Annotated in this window: 9 protein-coding genes and 1 pseudogene; 7 read left to right on the top strand and 3 right to left on the bottom strand. The window is 72.6% G+C overall.

The annotated features are described in order from the left end of the window. Window positions 1-303 precede the first annotated feature (303 nt). On the top strand, window positions 304-2,832 hold the full coding sequence (locus AB0J08_RS38535) for a collagenase (RefSeq protein ID WP_360643819.1): 2,529 nt from the start codon (window positions 304-306) through the stop codon (window positions 2,830-2,832). A gap of 130 nt (window positions 2,833-2,962) precedes the next feature. Here the strand turns inward: AB0J08_RS38535 and AB0J08_RS38540 are convergent, their stop codons facing one another. Further along, entirely contained in the window at window positions 2,963-3,727 is a 765-nt protein-coding gene (locus AB0J08_RS38540; protein WP_360643822.1) for a PP2C family serine/threonine-protein phosphatase, read from the bottom strand. 257 nt (window positions 3,728-3,984) lie between these two features. Between AB0J08_RS38540 and AB0J08_RS38545 the strand changes: the two genes are divergently transcribed. From AB0J08_RS38545 to AB0J08_RS38560, 4 genes are all read left to right on the top strand, one after another. Continuing rightward, window positions 3,985-5,097, top strand: coding sequence for an LLM class flavin-dependent oxidoreductase (locus AB0J08_RS38545; protein WP_360643842.1), 1,113 nt, complete (start codon window positions 3,985-3,987; stop codon window positions 5,095-5,097). Then, window positions 5,094-5,717: an FMN reductase gene (locus tag AB0J08_RS38550; protein WP_360643824.1), complete on the top strand. Its 624-nt coding sequence runs from the start codon at window positions 5,094-5,096 to the stop codon at window positions 5,715-5,717. The genes AB0J08_RS38545 and AB0J08_RS38550 overlap by 4 nt, the downstream gene beginning before the upstream one ends. A gap of 325 nt (window positions 5,718-6,042) precedes the next feature. After that, complete coding sequence (locus tag AB0J08_RS38555) at window positions 6,043-7,128, top strand: Dyp-type peroxidase (RefSeq protein ID WP_360643827.1); 1,086 nt, start codon at window positions 6,043-6,045, stop codon at window positions 7,126-7,128. After that, a complete protein-coding gene (locus AB0J08_RS38560; RefSeq protein ID WP_360643830.1) occupies window positions 7,125-7,922 on the top strand; it encodes a family 1 encapsulin nanocompartment shell protein in 798 nt (265 codons plus the stop codon). The genes AB0J08_RS38555 and AB0J08_RS38560 overlap by 4 nt, the downstream gene beginning before the upstream one ends. 403 nt (window positions 7,923-8,325) lie before the next feature. Here AB0J08_RS38560 and AB0J08_RS38565 read toward each other — a convergent pair whose 3' ends face one another. After that, entirely contained in the window at window positions 8,326-11,526 is a 3,201-nt protein-coding gene (locus AB0J08_RS38565; RefSeq protein ID WP_360643833.1) for a BTAD domain-containing putative transcriptional regulator, read from the bottom strand. 218 nt (window positions 11,527-11,744) lie between these two features. On the opposite strand from AB0J08_RS38565, the gene AB0J08_RS38570 reads away from it, so the two are divergent. Beyond that, window positions 11,745-14,027: a tetratricopeptide repeat protein gene (locus tag AB0J08_RS38570; protein ID WP_360643836.1), complete on the top strand. Its 2,283-nt coding sequence runs from the start codon at window positions 11,745-11,747 to the stop codon at window positions 14,025-14,027. Window positions 14,028-14,585: 558 nt separating this feature from the next. On the opposite strand, the gene AB0J08_RS38575 is transcribed toward AB0J08_RS38570, so the two are convergent. Continuing rightward, window positions 14,586-15,842, bottom strand: coding sequence for a hypothetical protein (locus AB0J08_RS38575; RefSeq protein WP_360643839.1), 1,257 nt, complete (start codon window positions 15,840-15,842; stop codon window positions 14,586-14,588). Window positions 15,843-16,198: 356 nt separating this feature from the next. On the opposite strand from AB0J08_RS38575, the pseudogene AB0J08_RS38580 reads away from it, so the two are divergent. After that, window positions 16,199-16,484, top strand: a pseudogene (locus tag AB0J08_RS38580) (electron transfer flavoprotein subunit beta); the annotation flags it as partial.

Genomic DNA, 16,484 nt, shown 5'->3' on the forward strand with positions numbered 1-16,484 from the left:
GCCGGCGAGGCCGTCCACGTCTCCTACCTGGCCGCCAACCGCGATCCGGAGATGTTCGAGCGGCCCGACGAGCTGGACCTCGACCGCGGCTCGTCGAGGATGTTCCGCGTCCGGGGGGTTCACACGTCATGTGATGTATGCCATTGTACATGTCACACTCCCCACCGTGTGCACGTCGGAGCCGCTGAGCGGCGCCGTCGCATCGGTCCTCACTCCCGTCACGGCCGCACCCCCAATGCGACCGAAGAAGGCTCGGAGGCCCCCCACGTGAGAACTGCCCGACCCTTGTCGCAACTGCCACAGATGGCACGGTTGCTGACGATCGCCCTGACGATGCTGCTGGCGCTCGGCCTCTTCACCCCGCGCGGCCAGGCCGCCCCCGTCCCGGCCTCGCCGCAGCCCGGCGGCACCGCGTCCGCCACCCCCACGGGCCCGGCTCCGCAGCCCGGCATCGGGGTCGCCCCGGAGGACGGCGGCAAGAACCGGCCGGTGCCCGCCAACGACCGCGCTCCGCTCTCGGCCACCGCGCCCACCGACACCGCGTCGGCCACCTCGGCCAAGGCCGTCGGGCAGCAGTCGGCGGCCGCAACGGCCGCGGCCTGCAACGTCGGTGACTTCACCAGCCGCACCGGCAGCGCCCTGGTGCAGCAGATCAAGTCCGCCGAGGTCGGCTGCGTCAACCAGCTGTTCACCCTCACCGGCACCGACGCCAACAAGGCCTTCCGCGAGAGCCAGATGGCCACCGTGGCCGACGCCCTGCGCGACACCGCCGCGTCCTACCCGGGCAACAACACCACCTCCGCCCAGCAGTTGGTGCTCTACCTGCGCGCCGGCTACTTCGTGCAGTGGTACCACCCCACCGACGTCGGCACCTACGGCACCACCCTGCAGACCGCGATCCGCGGTGGGCTGGACGCCTTCTTCGCCAACTCCCACTCGCGTGACGTCAGTTCCGACAACGCCGGGACGCTGGGCGAGGCCGTCGTGCTGATCGACAGCGCGCAGGAGAACGCCCGCTACCTGTACGTCGTCAAGCGCATGCTGGCCGACTACAACAGCGCCACCCACAACCCGGTCGGCCTGGGGAACGCGCTCAACGGCGTCTTCACCGTGCTGTGGCGGGGTCACCAGCTGCCGGCGTTCGTCACGGCCGTCCAGTCCGACCCGAGCGTGCTGGACTCGCTGTACGGCTTCGCCACCGCCAACAGCGCCCTGCTCGGCGGTGACTACGGCTTCCTGGTCTACAACGCCGCCCGCGAGATGGGCCGCTTCCTCCAGTACGCTCCGCTGCAGGCCAAGGACCGCCCGCTGGTCAAGGGCCTGGCCGACCAGTCCTCGGTCGGCGGCCGCACCGCCTACCAGTGGGCCGCCGCGGCCGAGATGGCGGCCGCGTACGACGCCACCAACTGCTCCTACTACGGCACCTGTGATGCCGCCAACCGCCTCAAGGCGGCCAACCTGACGGTCAACTACACCTGCAGCCCGAGCATCAAGATCATCGCGCAGGCCCTGGACTCCACCCAGCTGACGACCGCCTGCTCCAGCCTGACCGGCCAGGACGCGTTCTTCCACTCGGTGGCCCGCGACGGCGGCCCGGTGGCGAACGACAAGAACACCACGATCGAGGTGGTGGTCTTCCACGGCCGGTTCGACTACGGGGTGTTCGCCGCGATCATCTACGGCATCAACACCAACAACGGCGGCATGTACCTGGAGGGCAACCCGGCCACGGTCGGCAACCAGCCGCGCTTCCTCGCCTACGAGGCCGAGTGGGTGCGTCCGGACTTCCAGATCTGGAACCTCAACCACGAGTACACGCACTACCTGGACGGCCGGTTCGACATGTTCGGCGACTTCAACGCCGGCATGACCACGCCGACCGTCTGGTGGGTCGAGGGCTTCGCCGAGTACGTCTCCTACTCGTACCGCAAGGTGTCGTACGACGCGGCGATCGCCGCCGCCGGCCTGCACACCTACAGCCTGAGCACCCTCTTCGACACCACGTACGACAACGCCGACCAGACCCGCGTCTACAACTGGGGCTACCTGGCCGTCCGTTACATGCTGGAGAAGCACCGCGCGGACATGGACGCGGTGCTCGCCAAGTACCGCGCCGGTGACTGGAGCGGTGCCCGCACCTACCTGACGTCCACCATCGGCACCCGCTACAACGCCGACTTCGACGCCTGGCTGACCGCCTGCAACACCGGCGCCTGCGGCACCGGCACCAACCCGGGCGGGAACAAGGCGCCCACGGCGGCCTTCACCTCGGCCGCCAGCGGGCTGGCCGTCACGTTCACCGACGGCTCGACCGACCCGGACGGCACGATCGCCTCCCGCGCCTGGGACTTCGGCGACGGCACCACCTCCACCGCCGCCAACCCGGCCAAGACGTACGCCGCGGCGGGCAGCTACACCGTCAAGCTCACCGTGACCGACGACAAGGGTGCCACCGCGAGCACCAGCCAGACCGTCACCGTCGCGGCCGGGGGCGGGGGCGGGTCCGAGTGCTCCGGCGCCGACATCCGCCAGCTCGACCGGAACTGCGTGCGCAGCAACGGGACCGCGACCACCGGCAACTACGTCCACTACTACCTGTTCGTCCCGGCCGGGACGAAGCAGCTGAAGCTCACCAGCAGCGGCGGCACCGGCAACGCCGACCTCTACTTCAACTCCGCCGCCTGGGCCTACACCAACGCCTACACGGCCCGGTCGGCCAACGCCGACAACACCGAGACCCTCACCATCGACAACCCGCCGGCCGGCTACGTGTACGCCAGCCTCTACGCCCAGCAGGGCTTCAGCGGGGTGACCATGAAGGCCGAGTTCTGACGGCCCTGTTGACCGGAGACCCCGGCGGAGCGCGTGCGGCGCTCCGCCGGGGTCTCCCGCATCCGCCCGCCATTCGCCGACACCCCCGCCGTCACGGGTGCCCGTCCGCCGTCACGGGTGCCCGCGGCGCCTACCCGCCGACCCGGACCAGCGCCACCGTGATGTTGTCCGGGCCGCCCGCCTCGATCGCCGCCTGCCACAGCTCGAACACGGCCCGCCCGTCGGTCCGTTGCGGGCCCTCGGCGGAGGGGCGCGTCAGCAGCGCGGACAGCTCCTCCTCCGGCACCGGATCGGTCAGACCGTCGCTGCACACCAGGTACCGGTCGCCGACCGCCAGCGGCATGGCGCGCACATGCGGTTCGACGGAGGTCGGACCGAGCGAGCCGCCGAGGGACTGGGTGATCACCGAGGTGGTCCGCCGGCCGGGCGCCGGCGGCGGGCTGTCGTCCACGCTGACCCGGCGCAGCCCGTCCTCCGTCACCCGGTAGACCCGGCTGTCGCCGACGTTGAAGGCGACGACCTGCTCCGACAGCAGCACCACACCCGCCACCGTGGTGCCCATCGCGGCGAGTCCGGGATCGTCGCCCGCGGCCGCGTAAACCGCCCGGTTGCAGGACTGCAGGGCCTCCCGGACGGCCTCCTCGCCGTCCAGGCCGGGGCCGAGGGCGGCCAGCCGCCGGGCCACCAGCGCACTCGCGATCTCGCCGCCCGGGTGCCCGCCGAGCCCGTCCGCCACCGCGACCACGCACGGCAGCGCGGCCGGGAAGAGCAGGGTCTGCGGATTGCTGGTCACCGTCGCGCAGAGCGTCCACGGCCCGACCGTCAGGCTGTCCTCGTTGTGCTCGCGCACCAGGCCCTCGTGGCTCAGCGCACTCACCGCGATGTAGGCCGCCATCGGCTCGCCGCCCTTCCGGGACTCCGGGTGGGCCGTCCTTGCTCCTCCCATTGTCGCCCTCGGCGTGTCCCGCGACGACCAGGGTGCGCGCCCACCGTTCAGCCGTGGCCGGCGTACGGGGCCGCCGTGCGGTTCGGCGTACGGGGCCGCCGTGCGGGTCGGCGGGGGAATACGGGGGGAGCGGCCGGTGCTAAGGTGGTTGAAACTTTGACGATCGGACCCGGAGACCGGGACCCACCAGGAGTGTGGTGAGCAGCATGCAGTTCGGAATCTTCACCGTCGGTGACGTCACCCCCGACCCGACCACCGGCCGCACCCCGACGGAGCACGAGCGGATCAAGGCGATGGTGGCCATCGCCCGCAAGGCCGAGGAGGTCGGCCTGGACGTCTTCGCGACCGGCGAGCACCACAACCCGCCGTTCGTCCCGTCCTCGCCGACGACCATGCTCGGCTACATAGCCGCGCAGACCGAGCGCATCATCCTCTCCACCTCGACCACGCTGATCACCACCAACGACCCGGTGAAGATCGCCGAGGACTTCGCGATGCTCCAGCACCTCGCGGACGGCCGGGTCGACCTCATGATGGGCCGCGGCAACACCGGCCCGGTGTACCCGTGGTTCGGCAAGGACATCCGCCAGGGCATCCCGCTGGCGATCGAGAACTACGCGCTGCTGCACCAGCTGTGGCGCGAGGACGTGGTGGACTGGTCGGGCCGCTTCCGCACCCCGCTGCAGTCCTTCACCTCCACCCCGCGCCCGCTGGACGGCGTCGCGCCGTTCGTCTGGCACGGTTCGATCCGCAGCCCGGAGATCGCCGAGCAGGCCGCCTACTACGGTGACGGCTTCTTCGCGAACAACATCTTCTGGCCCAAGGAGCACTTCCAGAAGCTGATCGACCTCTACCGCGAGCGCTACGCCCACTACGGCCACGGCACGGCGGAGCAGGCCTACGTCGGCCTCGGCGGGCAGCTGTTCATGCGGAAGAACTCCCAGGACGCCGTGCGCGAGTTCCGTCCGTACTTCGACAACGCGCCGGTGTACGGGCACGGGCCCTCGCTGGAGGAGTTCACCGAGCAGACCCCGCTCACCGTGGGCAGCCCGCAGGAGGTCATCGAGAAGACGCTGACGTTCCGGGAGTCGTTCGGCGACTACCAGCGCCAGCTCTTCCTGATGGACCACGCCGGTCTGCCGCTGAAGACCGTGCTGGAGCAGCTGGACCTGCTGGGCGAGGAGGTCGTGCCGGTGCTGCGCGAGGAGTTTGCCAAGGGCCGCCCGGCCGGCGTCCCGGACGGGCCGACGCACGCGTCCCGGGTCGCGGCCGAACTCGCCGCGCGGCAGCAGGAGGAGACGACGGAGGTGACCAAGTGAGCACGTACCGACTGGTGGTGGTCGCGGCCGGGCTGAGCAAGCCGTCCTCGACACGCCTGCTGGCCGACCGGCTGGCCGATTCGACGGGGCGTCAGCTCGGCGTGTTCGGCGGCCCGGTGGACGTCACGGTGATCGAGCTGCGGGATCTCGCGACCGACATCGCGCACAACTTCGTGACCGGGTTCCCGAGCGCGGCGCTGCGCGAGGCGGTCGAGGCGGTGACGCGCGCGGACGGCCTGATCGCCGTGACGCCGATCTTCACCGCCTCCTACAGCGGCCTGTTCAAGTCCTTCTTCGACGTGATCGACCACGACGCCCTCGCCGGCAAGCCGGTGCTGATCGCCGCCACCGGCGGCACGCCCCGGCACTCGCTCGCCCTGGAGCACGCAGTCCGGCCGCTCTTCGCCTATCTGCGCTCGGTGGTGGTGCCCACCGCGGTGTACGCGGCGACGGACGACTGGGGCGCGACGGGCGACGGGCGAACCGAAGGCCTGCCGGGCCGGATCGACCGGGCCGCCGGTGAGCTGGCCGCCCTGGTGGCGGGGCGCGGCCCGGCGGCGGTGGCGGAGCCGGCGGCCGTGGTGCCGTTTGCGGAGCAGCTGGCGGCCCTGCGGGTCTGACGGGCGGGGTCGGGAGCGAGGGGCGAGCCGGGCGGCCCGCCCCTCACCCGTGTGCGGTGCCGGCATCAGGCCTCGCGGGCGTCGCAGGCGGCCCGGGCCGGCGGCCGCCACCCGTTCGGCCCTCGGACGGCCTTCCACCGAGGGCCGAACGGGTGCGCGTCGGCTGTGCCTAAATGTCCGCTGTGCGGTGTAATCGTACGCATGATCAGATCCCTGCCGGCTCGTCCTGCCCCGAGCGCCGAGAAGACCCGCCTCGCCGACCGTCCGGCCGTCGACCACCGGGACGGGCGGAAAGCCGCGCGGGAGTCCTGAGGTGGAGCCCGCCATGGCGTCCGAGAGCCGGAGCGCACCCGCCGGGGACCCGCAGGCCGTCCTCACCCCGCTGACCAACGCCGCGATCTTCCTCGTGCTCACCATCGACCCCGGCGGCGAACAGGCCGTCCGCGAGCTGCTGCCCGACCTCGCCGACCTGCGGCGAGCGGTCGGGTTCCGCGCCCGCGAGGCCGAGCTGACCTGCGTCACCGGCATCGGCTCCGACGCCTGGGACCGCCTCTTCGCCGGCCCCAGACCCGCCGAACTGCACCCCTTCCGGGAGGTGGCCGGCGCCCGTCACCGGGCCCCCGCCACCCCCGGCGACCTGCTGCTCCACCTGCGGGCCGGCCGGCTGGACCTCTGCTTCGAACTGGCCGGCCACCTCACCCGGCGACTCGACGGCGCCGCCACCGTCGTGGACTCCGTGCACGGCTTCCGCTACTTCGACGACCGCGATCTGCTGGGCTTCGTCGACGGCACCGAGAACCCCGAGGGGCGGGCGGCCGCGGACGCCGTGGTGATCGGCGCGGAGGACGCGCGGTTCGCCGGCGGCAGCTACGTCATCGTCCAGAAGTACCTGCACGAACTCGCCGCCTGGAACACCCTCCCGGTCGAGCAGCAGGAGCGGGCCGTCGGCCGCACCAAGCTCACCGACATCGAACTCGACGACGCGACCAAGCCCGCCGACTCGCACGTCGCCCTCACCACGGTCACCGGTCCGGACGGCGAGGAGCGGCAGATCATGCGTTTCAACATGGCGTTCGGATCCTTCGCCGGGGGAGGCGAGTTCGGGACGTACTTCATCGGATACGCGCGCACCCCCGAGGTGACGGAGGAGATGCTGCGCAACATGTTCGTCGGCCGTCCGCCCGGCAGTCACGACCGGCTGCTCGACTTCTCCACCGCGGTGACCGGCTCGCTCTTCCACGTCCCGACCGCCGACTTCCTCGACGACCCGCCGCCCGCGCCCGCACCGACCGGGGCGGCCGCCGTGACCGCCGCCAGCGCCGCCGCCGCCCCGACCGCCGGCTCCGGCTCCAGTACCGCCGCCGACGGCTCGCTCGGCATCGGCAGCCTGAAAGGGACCCCTTCGTCATGAGCAATCTGCACCGCGACCTGGCTCCCATCTCCGCCGCGGCCTGGGAGGAGATCGAGGAGGAGGCCAGGCAGACCTTCACGCTCCACGTCGCGGGCCGCCGGGTGGTGGACGTGACCGGCCCCGAGGGCACCACGCTCGCCGCCGTCGGCACCGGCCACCTGACCGGCATCGCCCCGCCCGCGGACGGCGTGCTCGCCCACGCCCGCGACTCCCAGCCCGTCGTCGAGCTCCGGGTGCCCTTCACGGTCGCTCGCGCCGCCGTGGACGACGTCGAGCGCGGCTCCCGCGACTCCGACTGGCAGCCGGTCAAGGACGCGGCCCGCACCATCGCCCTCGCCGAGGACCGTGCCGTCTTCGAGGGCTACCGGGCCGCCGCCATCGAGGGCATCCGCGCCGGTGCGAGCAACCCCGCGATCCAACTCCCCGCGGACGTCCGCGAATACCCGAACACCGTCAGCCGGGCCCTGACCGCCCTGCGCCTCGCCGGTGTCGGCGGGCCCTACGCCCTCCTCCTCGGAGCCGACGCCTTCACCGCCGTCAGCGAGACCAGCGACCACGGCTACCCCGTCGTGGCGCACATCGCCCGCCTCCTCGACGGCGAGATCATCTGGGCCCCCGCCATCGAGGGCGCCTTCCTGGTGTCGGCGCGAGGAGGCGACTTCGAACTCGTCCTCGGCCAGGACCTCTCGGTCGGCTACCTCTCGCACGACGCCGACTCGGTCGACCTCTACCTGCAGGAGTCGCTGACCTTCCGGCTGTACACCGCCGAGGCCGCCGTCGCCCTGGTCGGGTAGTACCGGCGACGCCGCGCCCGGGGCGGCTACTCACACCCCTCGGCGTCCTGGGGCGGGGCCCGGCCGGTCCGGCCGGGCCCCGGACTTCGTCCTACCCGACCGTCAGGCACCAGATCGCGATTTCCCAGAAGGAGGAGGACTCGCCGGATCGGTTGGCTACGAACGGGCGGGTGCTGGGAGCTGCCGGACGGGTGCGGACGCTGGTGCTGTCGAACACGGCTACCGTTCTTTCGTGCGCATTGGAATGAGAGGGACCCATGAGCACAGTCAAGCAGTCGAAGGTGTGATCGACAAAACTGGTTGTGCGGCGGCCGCGGTGGTGATAAAAAGCCCGCTGGTGGCCGCTTTCGAGTCTGGGCTGACCGGTTCCGGACAAGGCCGTCTCGCCCGTGTGTTCGGTAACCTATCCGGCGATACTGTCGCCACCGGCTTCCATTCGCACCCGCGCCAGTGCACTGCGTGCCAGAGCCGCTTCGTCCGAGGCCTGGGCCTGTTCGGCCAGTGCGATCGCCGCGGTCAGGTGCGCAACCGCGTTCTCGGCCGAGCCGAGTGCGCTCTCACAGGTGCCGAGGCCGCGAAGGGCGGCGGCGGCCTCCCGGGTGGTGCCGACGGATCGGGCCAGCTCAAGTGCTATCGCGTGCTGGTCGCGACCGTCGGCGTGGCGGCCGGCGGAGTGCAGTGCGGTGCCCAGTCCGTTGAGGGTGACGGCTTCGTGCCGGATGCTTCCCGCGGATCGGAACGTGGTCAGTGCCGACCGGTAGAGAGTCAGTGCCCGGTCGAGTTCCTCCGGAACGGGGAGCGACGCGGCCAGGTTGACCCGGACGACGGCGCGGTCGAATTGCGACATGAAGCCCTCTCCGATATCCAGTACCTGTTCGAATGAAATTCGCGCCGATTCGTTCTCCTGGAGCCCGAGGTGCAGGTCTCCGAGATTATTCAGGATGCGCAGTTCAAGAGTTCTGTCCTGGAATCTCCGGGCCAGTGGGAGAGCGCTTCGGTAGGCGGCGAAGGCCTTCTCCTGGTTACCCAGGGAATTCTGGATGGTTCCTATGTTGGCGAGGCATCGTGCGGTGTTCCAGAGATCTCCGGAGTCTCTTCGGATCTGCAGCGCCTCGTTCTGGAGGGCCAGCGCTTCGCGCAGCGAGCTCTGGTGCCACAGCAGTCCGCCGAGGATGCTCAGGGCTTCCGCCGTGGCGTCCGTGTCGGCCCCGGAGCGGGCCAGGGTGAGTCCGCGCTCCAGAGCTTCGACGGCGGCCGGGTAGCGCGAGGCGTTGGCGAGTGTCGCGCCCAGGTTGATCAGCGCCCGGGCTTCGCAGCGATCGTTCGACACCGAACGCCAGTACGCGACGGCAGCCCGGTGCATGTCGTGGGCCTCGCTCCAGTACGCCCCGGCATCCAGGTGGCCGGCGAGGACGTGGGCGAGCCACGCGCCCACCTCCGGAAGGCCGGCGTGCCGCGCGTGGGTCACCATCGCCGCCAGGCCCCCGTGTTCGGTTTCCATCCAATTCCTGGCATCCTCGGCGGAGTTCAACGGAAGATCGTCCAACAGCGGGTCCGGATACGGCATGTGCTCCAGCAAAGGAAGGGGGAGCCGCGACCTGCGGGGATAGAGCAGGTGGTCTGCCCGGTCGGCTGCCTGGAGGGCAAAACCGAGCAGCCGCCGGGTCGCCGCCTCTTCCTCGCCGGCGCCTTCCTGTCGGGCCAGCACGACGGCGAACTCGCGTAGCAGGTCGTGGAGTTCGTACCGTTCGGGATTGTTCTCGCGCAGTAGATGGCAGTCGAGAAGGCCCTCGAGAATGTGATCCGTTTCGTCGACCGTCCGCCCGATCAGCGCTGCTGCCGTGTGCAGTCCGATATCCGGTCCCGGATACAGGCCGAGGAGCCGGAATGCGGACTGCTGCTCGGCCGGCAACGACTGGTAGGAGACCTCGAAGGCACGAGCGATGCTGTCCGAGCCGCTGCGGAGTTCGCAGAGTCGGCCGGTCTTACGCGAGAGGCGTTGGGCGAGATGGTCCAGGGTCCACGAGGGGCGGGCCTTGAACCGGCTGGCCGCGAGCTCGACCGCGAGCGGCAGCAGTCCGCAGCGGTCCACGATCTCGACGATGCGACTGCGGTTGTCGGCCCGTTCGGGTCCCACCACCTCGGTGAAGAGGGCAACCGCGTCGTCGAGCGGCAGAATGTCGAGGAAGATCGGCCGGGCGCCCGGCAGTTGGCCGAGCCGGTGCCGGCTGGTGACGATCACCAGGGAGGACGGTGCCGGAGGTAGGAGCGGCCGGACCTGGGCGGCGCTGGACGCGTCGTCGAGGACGACGACCGCGCGCCGTGTGGAGAGTGCCTCGCCACAGAGGGCGGCGAGTTCCTCGGAGTCCAACGGGATGGTCGCCGCCGGCACGCCGAGCCGTCGAAGCAGCGTGGTGGCCACGGCGTCCGCCGGCAGCGGGTGCTGAGTGCCCGCGTGGGCACGGAGGTTCAGGTGGACGTAGCCGTCCGGGAACCGTTCGCGCATGAGGTGTGCCGCGTGCAGGGCGAGGGTGGTCTTGCCCACGCCCGCCATGCCCAGAATCGCGGAGACGGTCATGATGCCGCCGTTCGCCAGCTCCGCGCCCGGGCCGCTGAGGAGTCGCCGCAGATCGTCCTCCCGGCCGATCATGCGCTGCCGTCCGTGTGGGCCCGACGGTGCCGCCGGCCGTCGGCCTGCCCGGGCCCTCGCCGGGCCCGGGCCGGCGAGCAGCTCCGTCGAGGGCGTGCCGTTCAGGATCCGCTCGTGCAGGCGCGCCAGTTCGGGGCCCGGTCCGGTGCCGAGCTCGGCCCGCAGGAGGCGGACCACGGCCGGGTACACGGCGAGGGCCTCGGCCTGCCGGCCGGCGCCGTGGAGGGCGGCCATCAGGTGGGCGGCGAGGCGTTCGTCGGTGGGGCGCCCCTCGCGCAGGGCGGTGAGTTCGGGGATCAGGTCGGTGAAGCGGCCGAGTCGGAGCTCGATCTCGACGCGCAGCAGGGTGGTGGCCAGGCGCTGGTCGGCCATGGTGGTGCGGGTGCTCTGCGCCCAGGCGCCGGGGACGCCGGCCAGGGGTTCGCCGCGCCACAGCTCCTCGGCGCGACTGAGCACGGTGCGGGCCTGGTGGTCCTCGCCGTTGTCGGCGAGGAGGCGGGCCTGGCGGGAAAGGTCGAGATAGCGGTGCCAGTCGATCTGCTGCGGATCCGTTCGCAGGGTGTACGTGTGCGATTGGCTGTCGACCGACGGGATCTCGTGGGGGCCGCGCAGCCCTTCGGCTTCGACGGCCAGGCGCAGCATGCTCCGAATGTGTGAAACATGGCTGTAGATGCTGGCCACGGCGCTCGGCGGCGGTTCTTCGTCCCAGAGCCGGTAGGCCAGTGACCCGTGGGAGAGCGGACGGCCGACGTCCAGCGCCAGCGCCGCGAGGAGCCGTCGCCGCTTGTCCGAGCGGATCGACAACAGCCTCCCGTTTACCGCTAGTTCAACTGAACCCAGGAGATGGAACTCCACGGTGACGCCCCCCGCCGGTTGGCTACCAGCTTGCTGTGTCGCAGGTGAGCATCGCACGCTTTCGGGGGCCGCTGCCATACCACCCGCCTTCTTCTGCAAGTGGTGGTTCCGTCATATTCTCGATATGACTGTGAATCATGTGGTACCGGTCGCAAGGTAATTGATCACACGGAATTGATCATCCTTCCCGGCCCTGCCACTCGGACGCGTCGGTCTGCGGGTAGGGGGAGCCAGTGGAGCCACGGACGGGAGCGGCGGGCGGGGGCGCGCCGCCGGGTCGGGTGAACTCGGTCGCCGGTGGGCGGGTGGAGGGTTCGGTGGTGCAGGCGGGGGCGATCCACGGCGGTGTACACCTGCACCCGGCCGCCGCCGCGGCGGTCGCGCTCCCGGTGCCGCGCCAACTGCCGCCGGTGCCACGCCTACTGGTCGGCCGAGAGGACGATCTCGCCGCGCTGGACCGGTCGTTGGGCGATGCGCCGCGGGCGGCGGACGTCACCCTGGTGGTGACCGGCCCGGCCGGGGTGGGCAAGACCGCGCTGGCCGCCCAGTGGCTGCGCGGTCTGGCGGGGCGGTTCCCGGACGGCCAGTTGTACGCCGACCTGCGCGGGCACGCCCCGGGCGGACCGGCCGATCCGGCGGAGGCGCTGGGGGCCTTCCTCCGGGCCTTCGGGATCGCGCCGGTGCCGGGTGATCTGGCGGAGGGGGCGGCGCTCTGGCGGTCCCTGGCGGCGGAGCGCCGGATCGCGGTGCTGCTGGACAACGCCTCGACGTCCGCGCAGGTCCGACCGCTCCTGCCGGGGTCGGAGCATGCCCTGGTGGTGGTGACGAGCCGGCGCCGGCTGACCGGGCTGGGGATAGACGGCGCGGTCTTCCGGCCGCTGGGGCTGCTGCCGGACGAGGCGTCCGCGCGGCTGCTCTCCCAGCGGGTGGGCGAGGAGCGGGTGGCCCGCGAACGGGCGGCGGCCGCCGAGGTGGTGGAGCGCTGCGCGGGGCTGCCGCTGGCGGTCTGCCTGGCCGCGGCCCGGATCGCGGCGCGTCCGGTCCAGGCGCTCGCCGTCACCGCCGAGGCGCTCGGGCACGAAGCCGACCGGCTGGCCGCACTGGATGTGGAGGGGGAGACGGTGCGCAACGTCCTGGACGCGTCCTTCGAGGTGCTGGAGGAGGACGCGGCCCGGCTGTACCGGCTGCTCGGCCTGCTGCCGTTCCCGGTCTTCACCCCGGACGTGGTCCGCGTGGTGGGGGGTGTCCCCGCGGGCGAGGCGGCCCGGCTGCTGGACGGGCTGATCGACGTCCATCTGCTGGAGGAGGTGAGCGGCGGCTTCCGCTTCCACGACCTGGTGAAGCTGCACGCGCGGGCCTGTGCGGAAACGGTCCGCCTGGCACCGGAGGGCCGGGCGGCCGCAGGACGGGTGCTGGACTGGTACCTCGCCTCCGCCACCGCCGCCGAGGCGCTCGTGACGCCGACCCACCGCACGCTGCGCCGGGACTACGGGAGCGGCCGGCCGGCCGGCGCCCGGGAGTTCGGCGACGAGGCAGAGGCGCTCGGCTGGCTGGACGGGGAGACCACCAGGCTGGCCGCCGCCCTGCACTGGGCGGCGGACACCGGTCGGAGCGCGCTGGTCTGGCAACTGGCCGACGCCATGTGGCCGTTGTTCCTGCGGCTGCGCCCGGCCCAGCTCTGGGTCGAGGCGCACCGGCTCGGCCTGGCGGCCGCCCGGACGGCCGGCCACCGGGACGGGGAGCTGCGGATGCTGACCTCCGGCGGCAACGGCCTGCGCAACGCGGGGGAGGACGCGGAGGCCGCCGAGTGGTTCGCCGAGGCCCTGGAGCTGGCCCGGGCGGCGGGGGACCGGCTCGGGCAGGCGGACGCGCTCTACGGCCTGAGCCAGACCCATCGAACGGCGGGCCGGCTCACCGAGGCCGCCGACTGCCTGCATGAGGCGGTCGGGCTGCGGGAGGCGGAGGGCTATCCGCGGGGCGCCGCACTCGCCCGGCTGGCGCTGGGCGACGTCCTGCTCGCCTCCGGTCGTGCGGCGCGGGCCGTCGAGGTCATCGCCGCGGCGCACCACGACCTGACCGAGGTCCGGGCCCCGTACGAGGCCGCCCGGGCGCTCGCCTTCCTCGGGCAGGCGCACACCGTGCTCGGCGCGTACGGCCCTGCCGAGCGGTGCTACGCGCAGGCGCTCGCGCAGTTCCGTGCCGGCCGCGCCCGGCGCTGGGAGGCGAGGGTGCTGGAACTCGTGGGCGAGCTGGCCAGGGTGGACGGCCGGGCCGCCGAGGCGGCGGAGCGGTTCCGGGCCTCGCTGGCGCTCTACCGGGAGCTGGGCGCGCCCGATGCGGCCAGGGTGGCCGGCCGCATCGGGGCGCTGGAGAAGGGCTCCGGCCTCACCCCCCGACCGGGCGGGTCGCCGGCACCGGCCGGTCCGGTGCCGGCGGGTGCTGCGGCGGATCGAGTCGGTGCGACGGATCAGGGCGTTGCGGCGGATCAGGGCGGTGCGGCGGACCGGGGCGGTGCGGCGCGCCGCAATGGCGCCACGGAACGGGACGCTCCGTCGCCGGCGGGGCCGGGGGACGGTACGGCAGGCGCTGCGGAGGGCTGAGCACGCTGTCGAGCACCTCGTAGGAGTAGTAGGCCGAGGCGGCCATCGTGGTGATCTCGGCCAGCACCCGCCCCGCCGCCAGCCAGGCGTGCGCGAGCGAGCCGACCGCCAGCCGCTGCCAGGACGAACGGGGGCTGCCCGTGCCGTCCCGCAGCCGCAGCGCGAGCCGCCCCCCGGCGCGGGCCAGGACGAGCACCGCCCCGGCGCCGCGGTCGGCGGTGGCCACCGCGCAGCCGGGGTGGGCCCGCAGCACCTCGGTGAGCCGGTCGAGCGCCTGCGGCTCGTCGTGCGGGGCGAGCGTGCCGAGGTGGAGGACGTCGGCGTGGTGGCGCCACCGGGTGGCGTCCGGACCGGTCAGGTCGAGCGCCAGGTGCTCGTCGACGAAGGCCGGGCGCGGCTCGCCGTCGCCCGCGCCCGGCGGCAGGCAACTGGTCAGCAGGCCGTGGCAGACGCCCGCGGGGGAGTGGATCCGGGCTTCGTACAGGGTGGCGGGGAGCCCGGCCGACGGCGCGGGGCCGTCGGCCGGGGCGAGCCGGACCGTGTGCAGTGCGGTCACGGTCACGCCCGCCCGGAGCTGAGCGGGAGCGGCGCCAGCGGGCCGTCCAGTGGGGTGGGCAGTGGGGCGGGCAGTGCCAGTGCGGGCGGCTCCGGTGCGTGCGCGGGCTGGCCGAGGCCGAGGATCCGGTAGAGCAGCCGCCGCATGTTGCGGTCGAACCGGCCGGGTTCGGAGGTGATCCGGTCGGCGATGGCGCGGTACTCCGCGGGCCGGTAGTGCTCGGCCGCGTAGTCGAGCTGGCCGGTCAGCGGGTGGCCGGGGGCGAGTGCGGGCGCGGTGCGGGCGAGCAGCGCGCCCGGCGAGCGCGGGTTGACGTCGCGGTGGGGATACTCGGCGAGCAGGATCGGAGCGCCGGTCATCGAGCCGTAGAGGGTGACCGAGCCGTGGTCGCCGATGATGAAGTCGGCGGCGACCAGCAGCGGCCGCCAGTCCGCCTCCGGGGGGAGGACCGTCACGGCCCCCCGCGCGGTGGCCGTCGCCCAGGAGCGGACCTGCCAGTGGCCGTGCGCGGCGACCACGTTCGGGTGGACGAGCAGCGCCGTCCGGTAGCCGTGCCGGGGCAGCTCCGCCGCGAGCCGGGGCAGGACGGCGTCCAGCCGGGTGAAGAGCGACCCCGACCCCCAGGTGGAGCAGACCAGGACCAGCCGCTCGCCGGGCCGCAGCCCGAGCGCGGCCCGGTACTGCGCGCGGGCGGGCAGTGCGGCGGCGATCCGGTCGTGGCAGGCGTCGCCGACGACCTCGGCGATCGGCAGCGCCTGCGGGCAGCTGCGGCCCAGCTCGGCCAAGTCGTCACGGTGCGCCAGCGCGTACGCCTCCGGTACGAGCCGGCCGTTCCAGGTCAGGTACTCCGCCCCGAGGCCGCTGACGGAGCGCTCGCCGTCGGCGCCGGCCGCCCGGGAGAGCTTGATGTGCCCGGCGCCGTGCGGCAGCCGGACCAGCGGGCCGTGCAGGTGCTCCAGGCCCTGCGAGCCGGCGGCGAGCACCAGGTCGAACTCGCGCCGGACGGCCTGCGCCCACGGCAGCACGGGGGCGCCGAGCAGCCGGACGTGTGCCTGCGCGCCCCCGTTGAACGCGTGCGGCGCCACGGTGAACTGCACGTTCACCCGAAGGTCGGAGCCGAGCAGCGAGTAGATGTCGTGGAGCCGCTGGCCGTACACCGCGGTGTGCACGACCACCAGCACCTCCTTGCAGTCCGTCAGCGTCGCCCACGGCCGGTGGCCGCCGGGTGTGGTCTCCTGTTTCCCGTGCACCGAGGTCATGCCGGTCCCCCTCCTTGATCCCGGTCCGGGGCCCCGGTCCGGTGGCCCCGGAGGGGGTCTGCCCGGGTGGTCTGGCGGATTCCATGACGAGTCCTGGACGATGCTTGCGGAAACCTTGTGGCCCGCCCGCGGACGGCCGGCGCCCGGCCGAAGGGTACTGAGTTCCTTTACGCGGGGTACTGAGTGCCGTATTCTCTGGAGCGAGCCTCTGACGCCAGTCGAAGAGAGCCGACACGGCATGCCGGTCCAGGTCGCGCCCGCTCCGCGCGGGGCGTGGCCGGGCCGGACTTGGCACTCAGTACCCTGGGCATGACCTGAGGCCATGGACCAGTGCACCCGTATCAGGAGAACCGCTCATGAGCTTGAGGATCGTTGTCTGTGTGAAGTACGTGCCGGACGCGACGGGTGACCGTCGTTTCGCGGACGACCACACCACCGACCGGGAGGGTGTGGACGGCCTTCTGTCGGAGCTGGACGAGTACGGCGTGGAGCAGGCGCTGCGGATCTCCGAGGCGCACGGCGATGCCGAGGTGACGGTGCTGACGGTGGGGCCGGACGATGCCAAGGACGCGCTGCGCAAGGCGTTGTCGATGGGTGCGGACAAGGCCGTGCACGTGAACGACGACGACATTCACGGGACCG

Origin of the sequence: Kitasatospora sp. NPDC050463 (assembly GCF_040655255.1) — a bacterium.
Lineage (GTDB): Bacteria > Actinomycetota > Actinomycetes > Streptomycetales > Streptomycetaceae > Kitasatospora.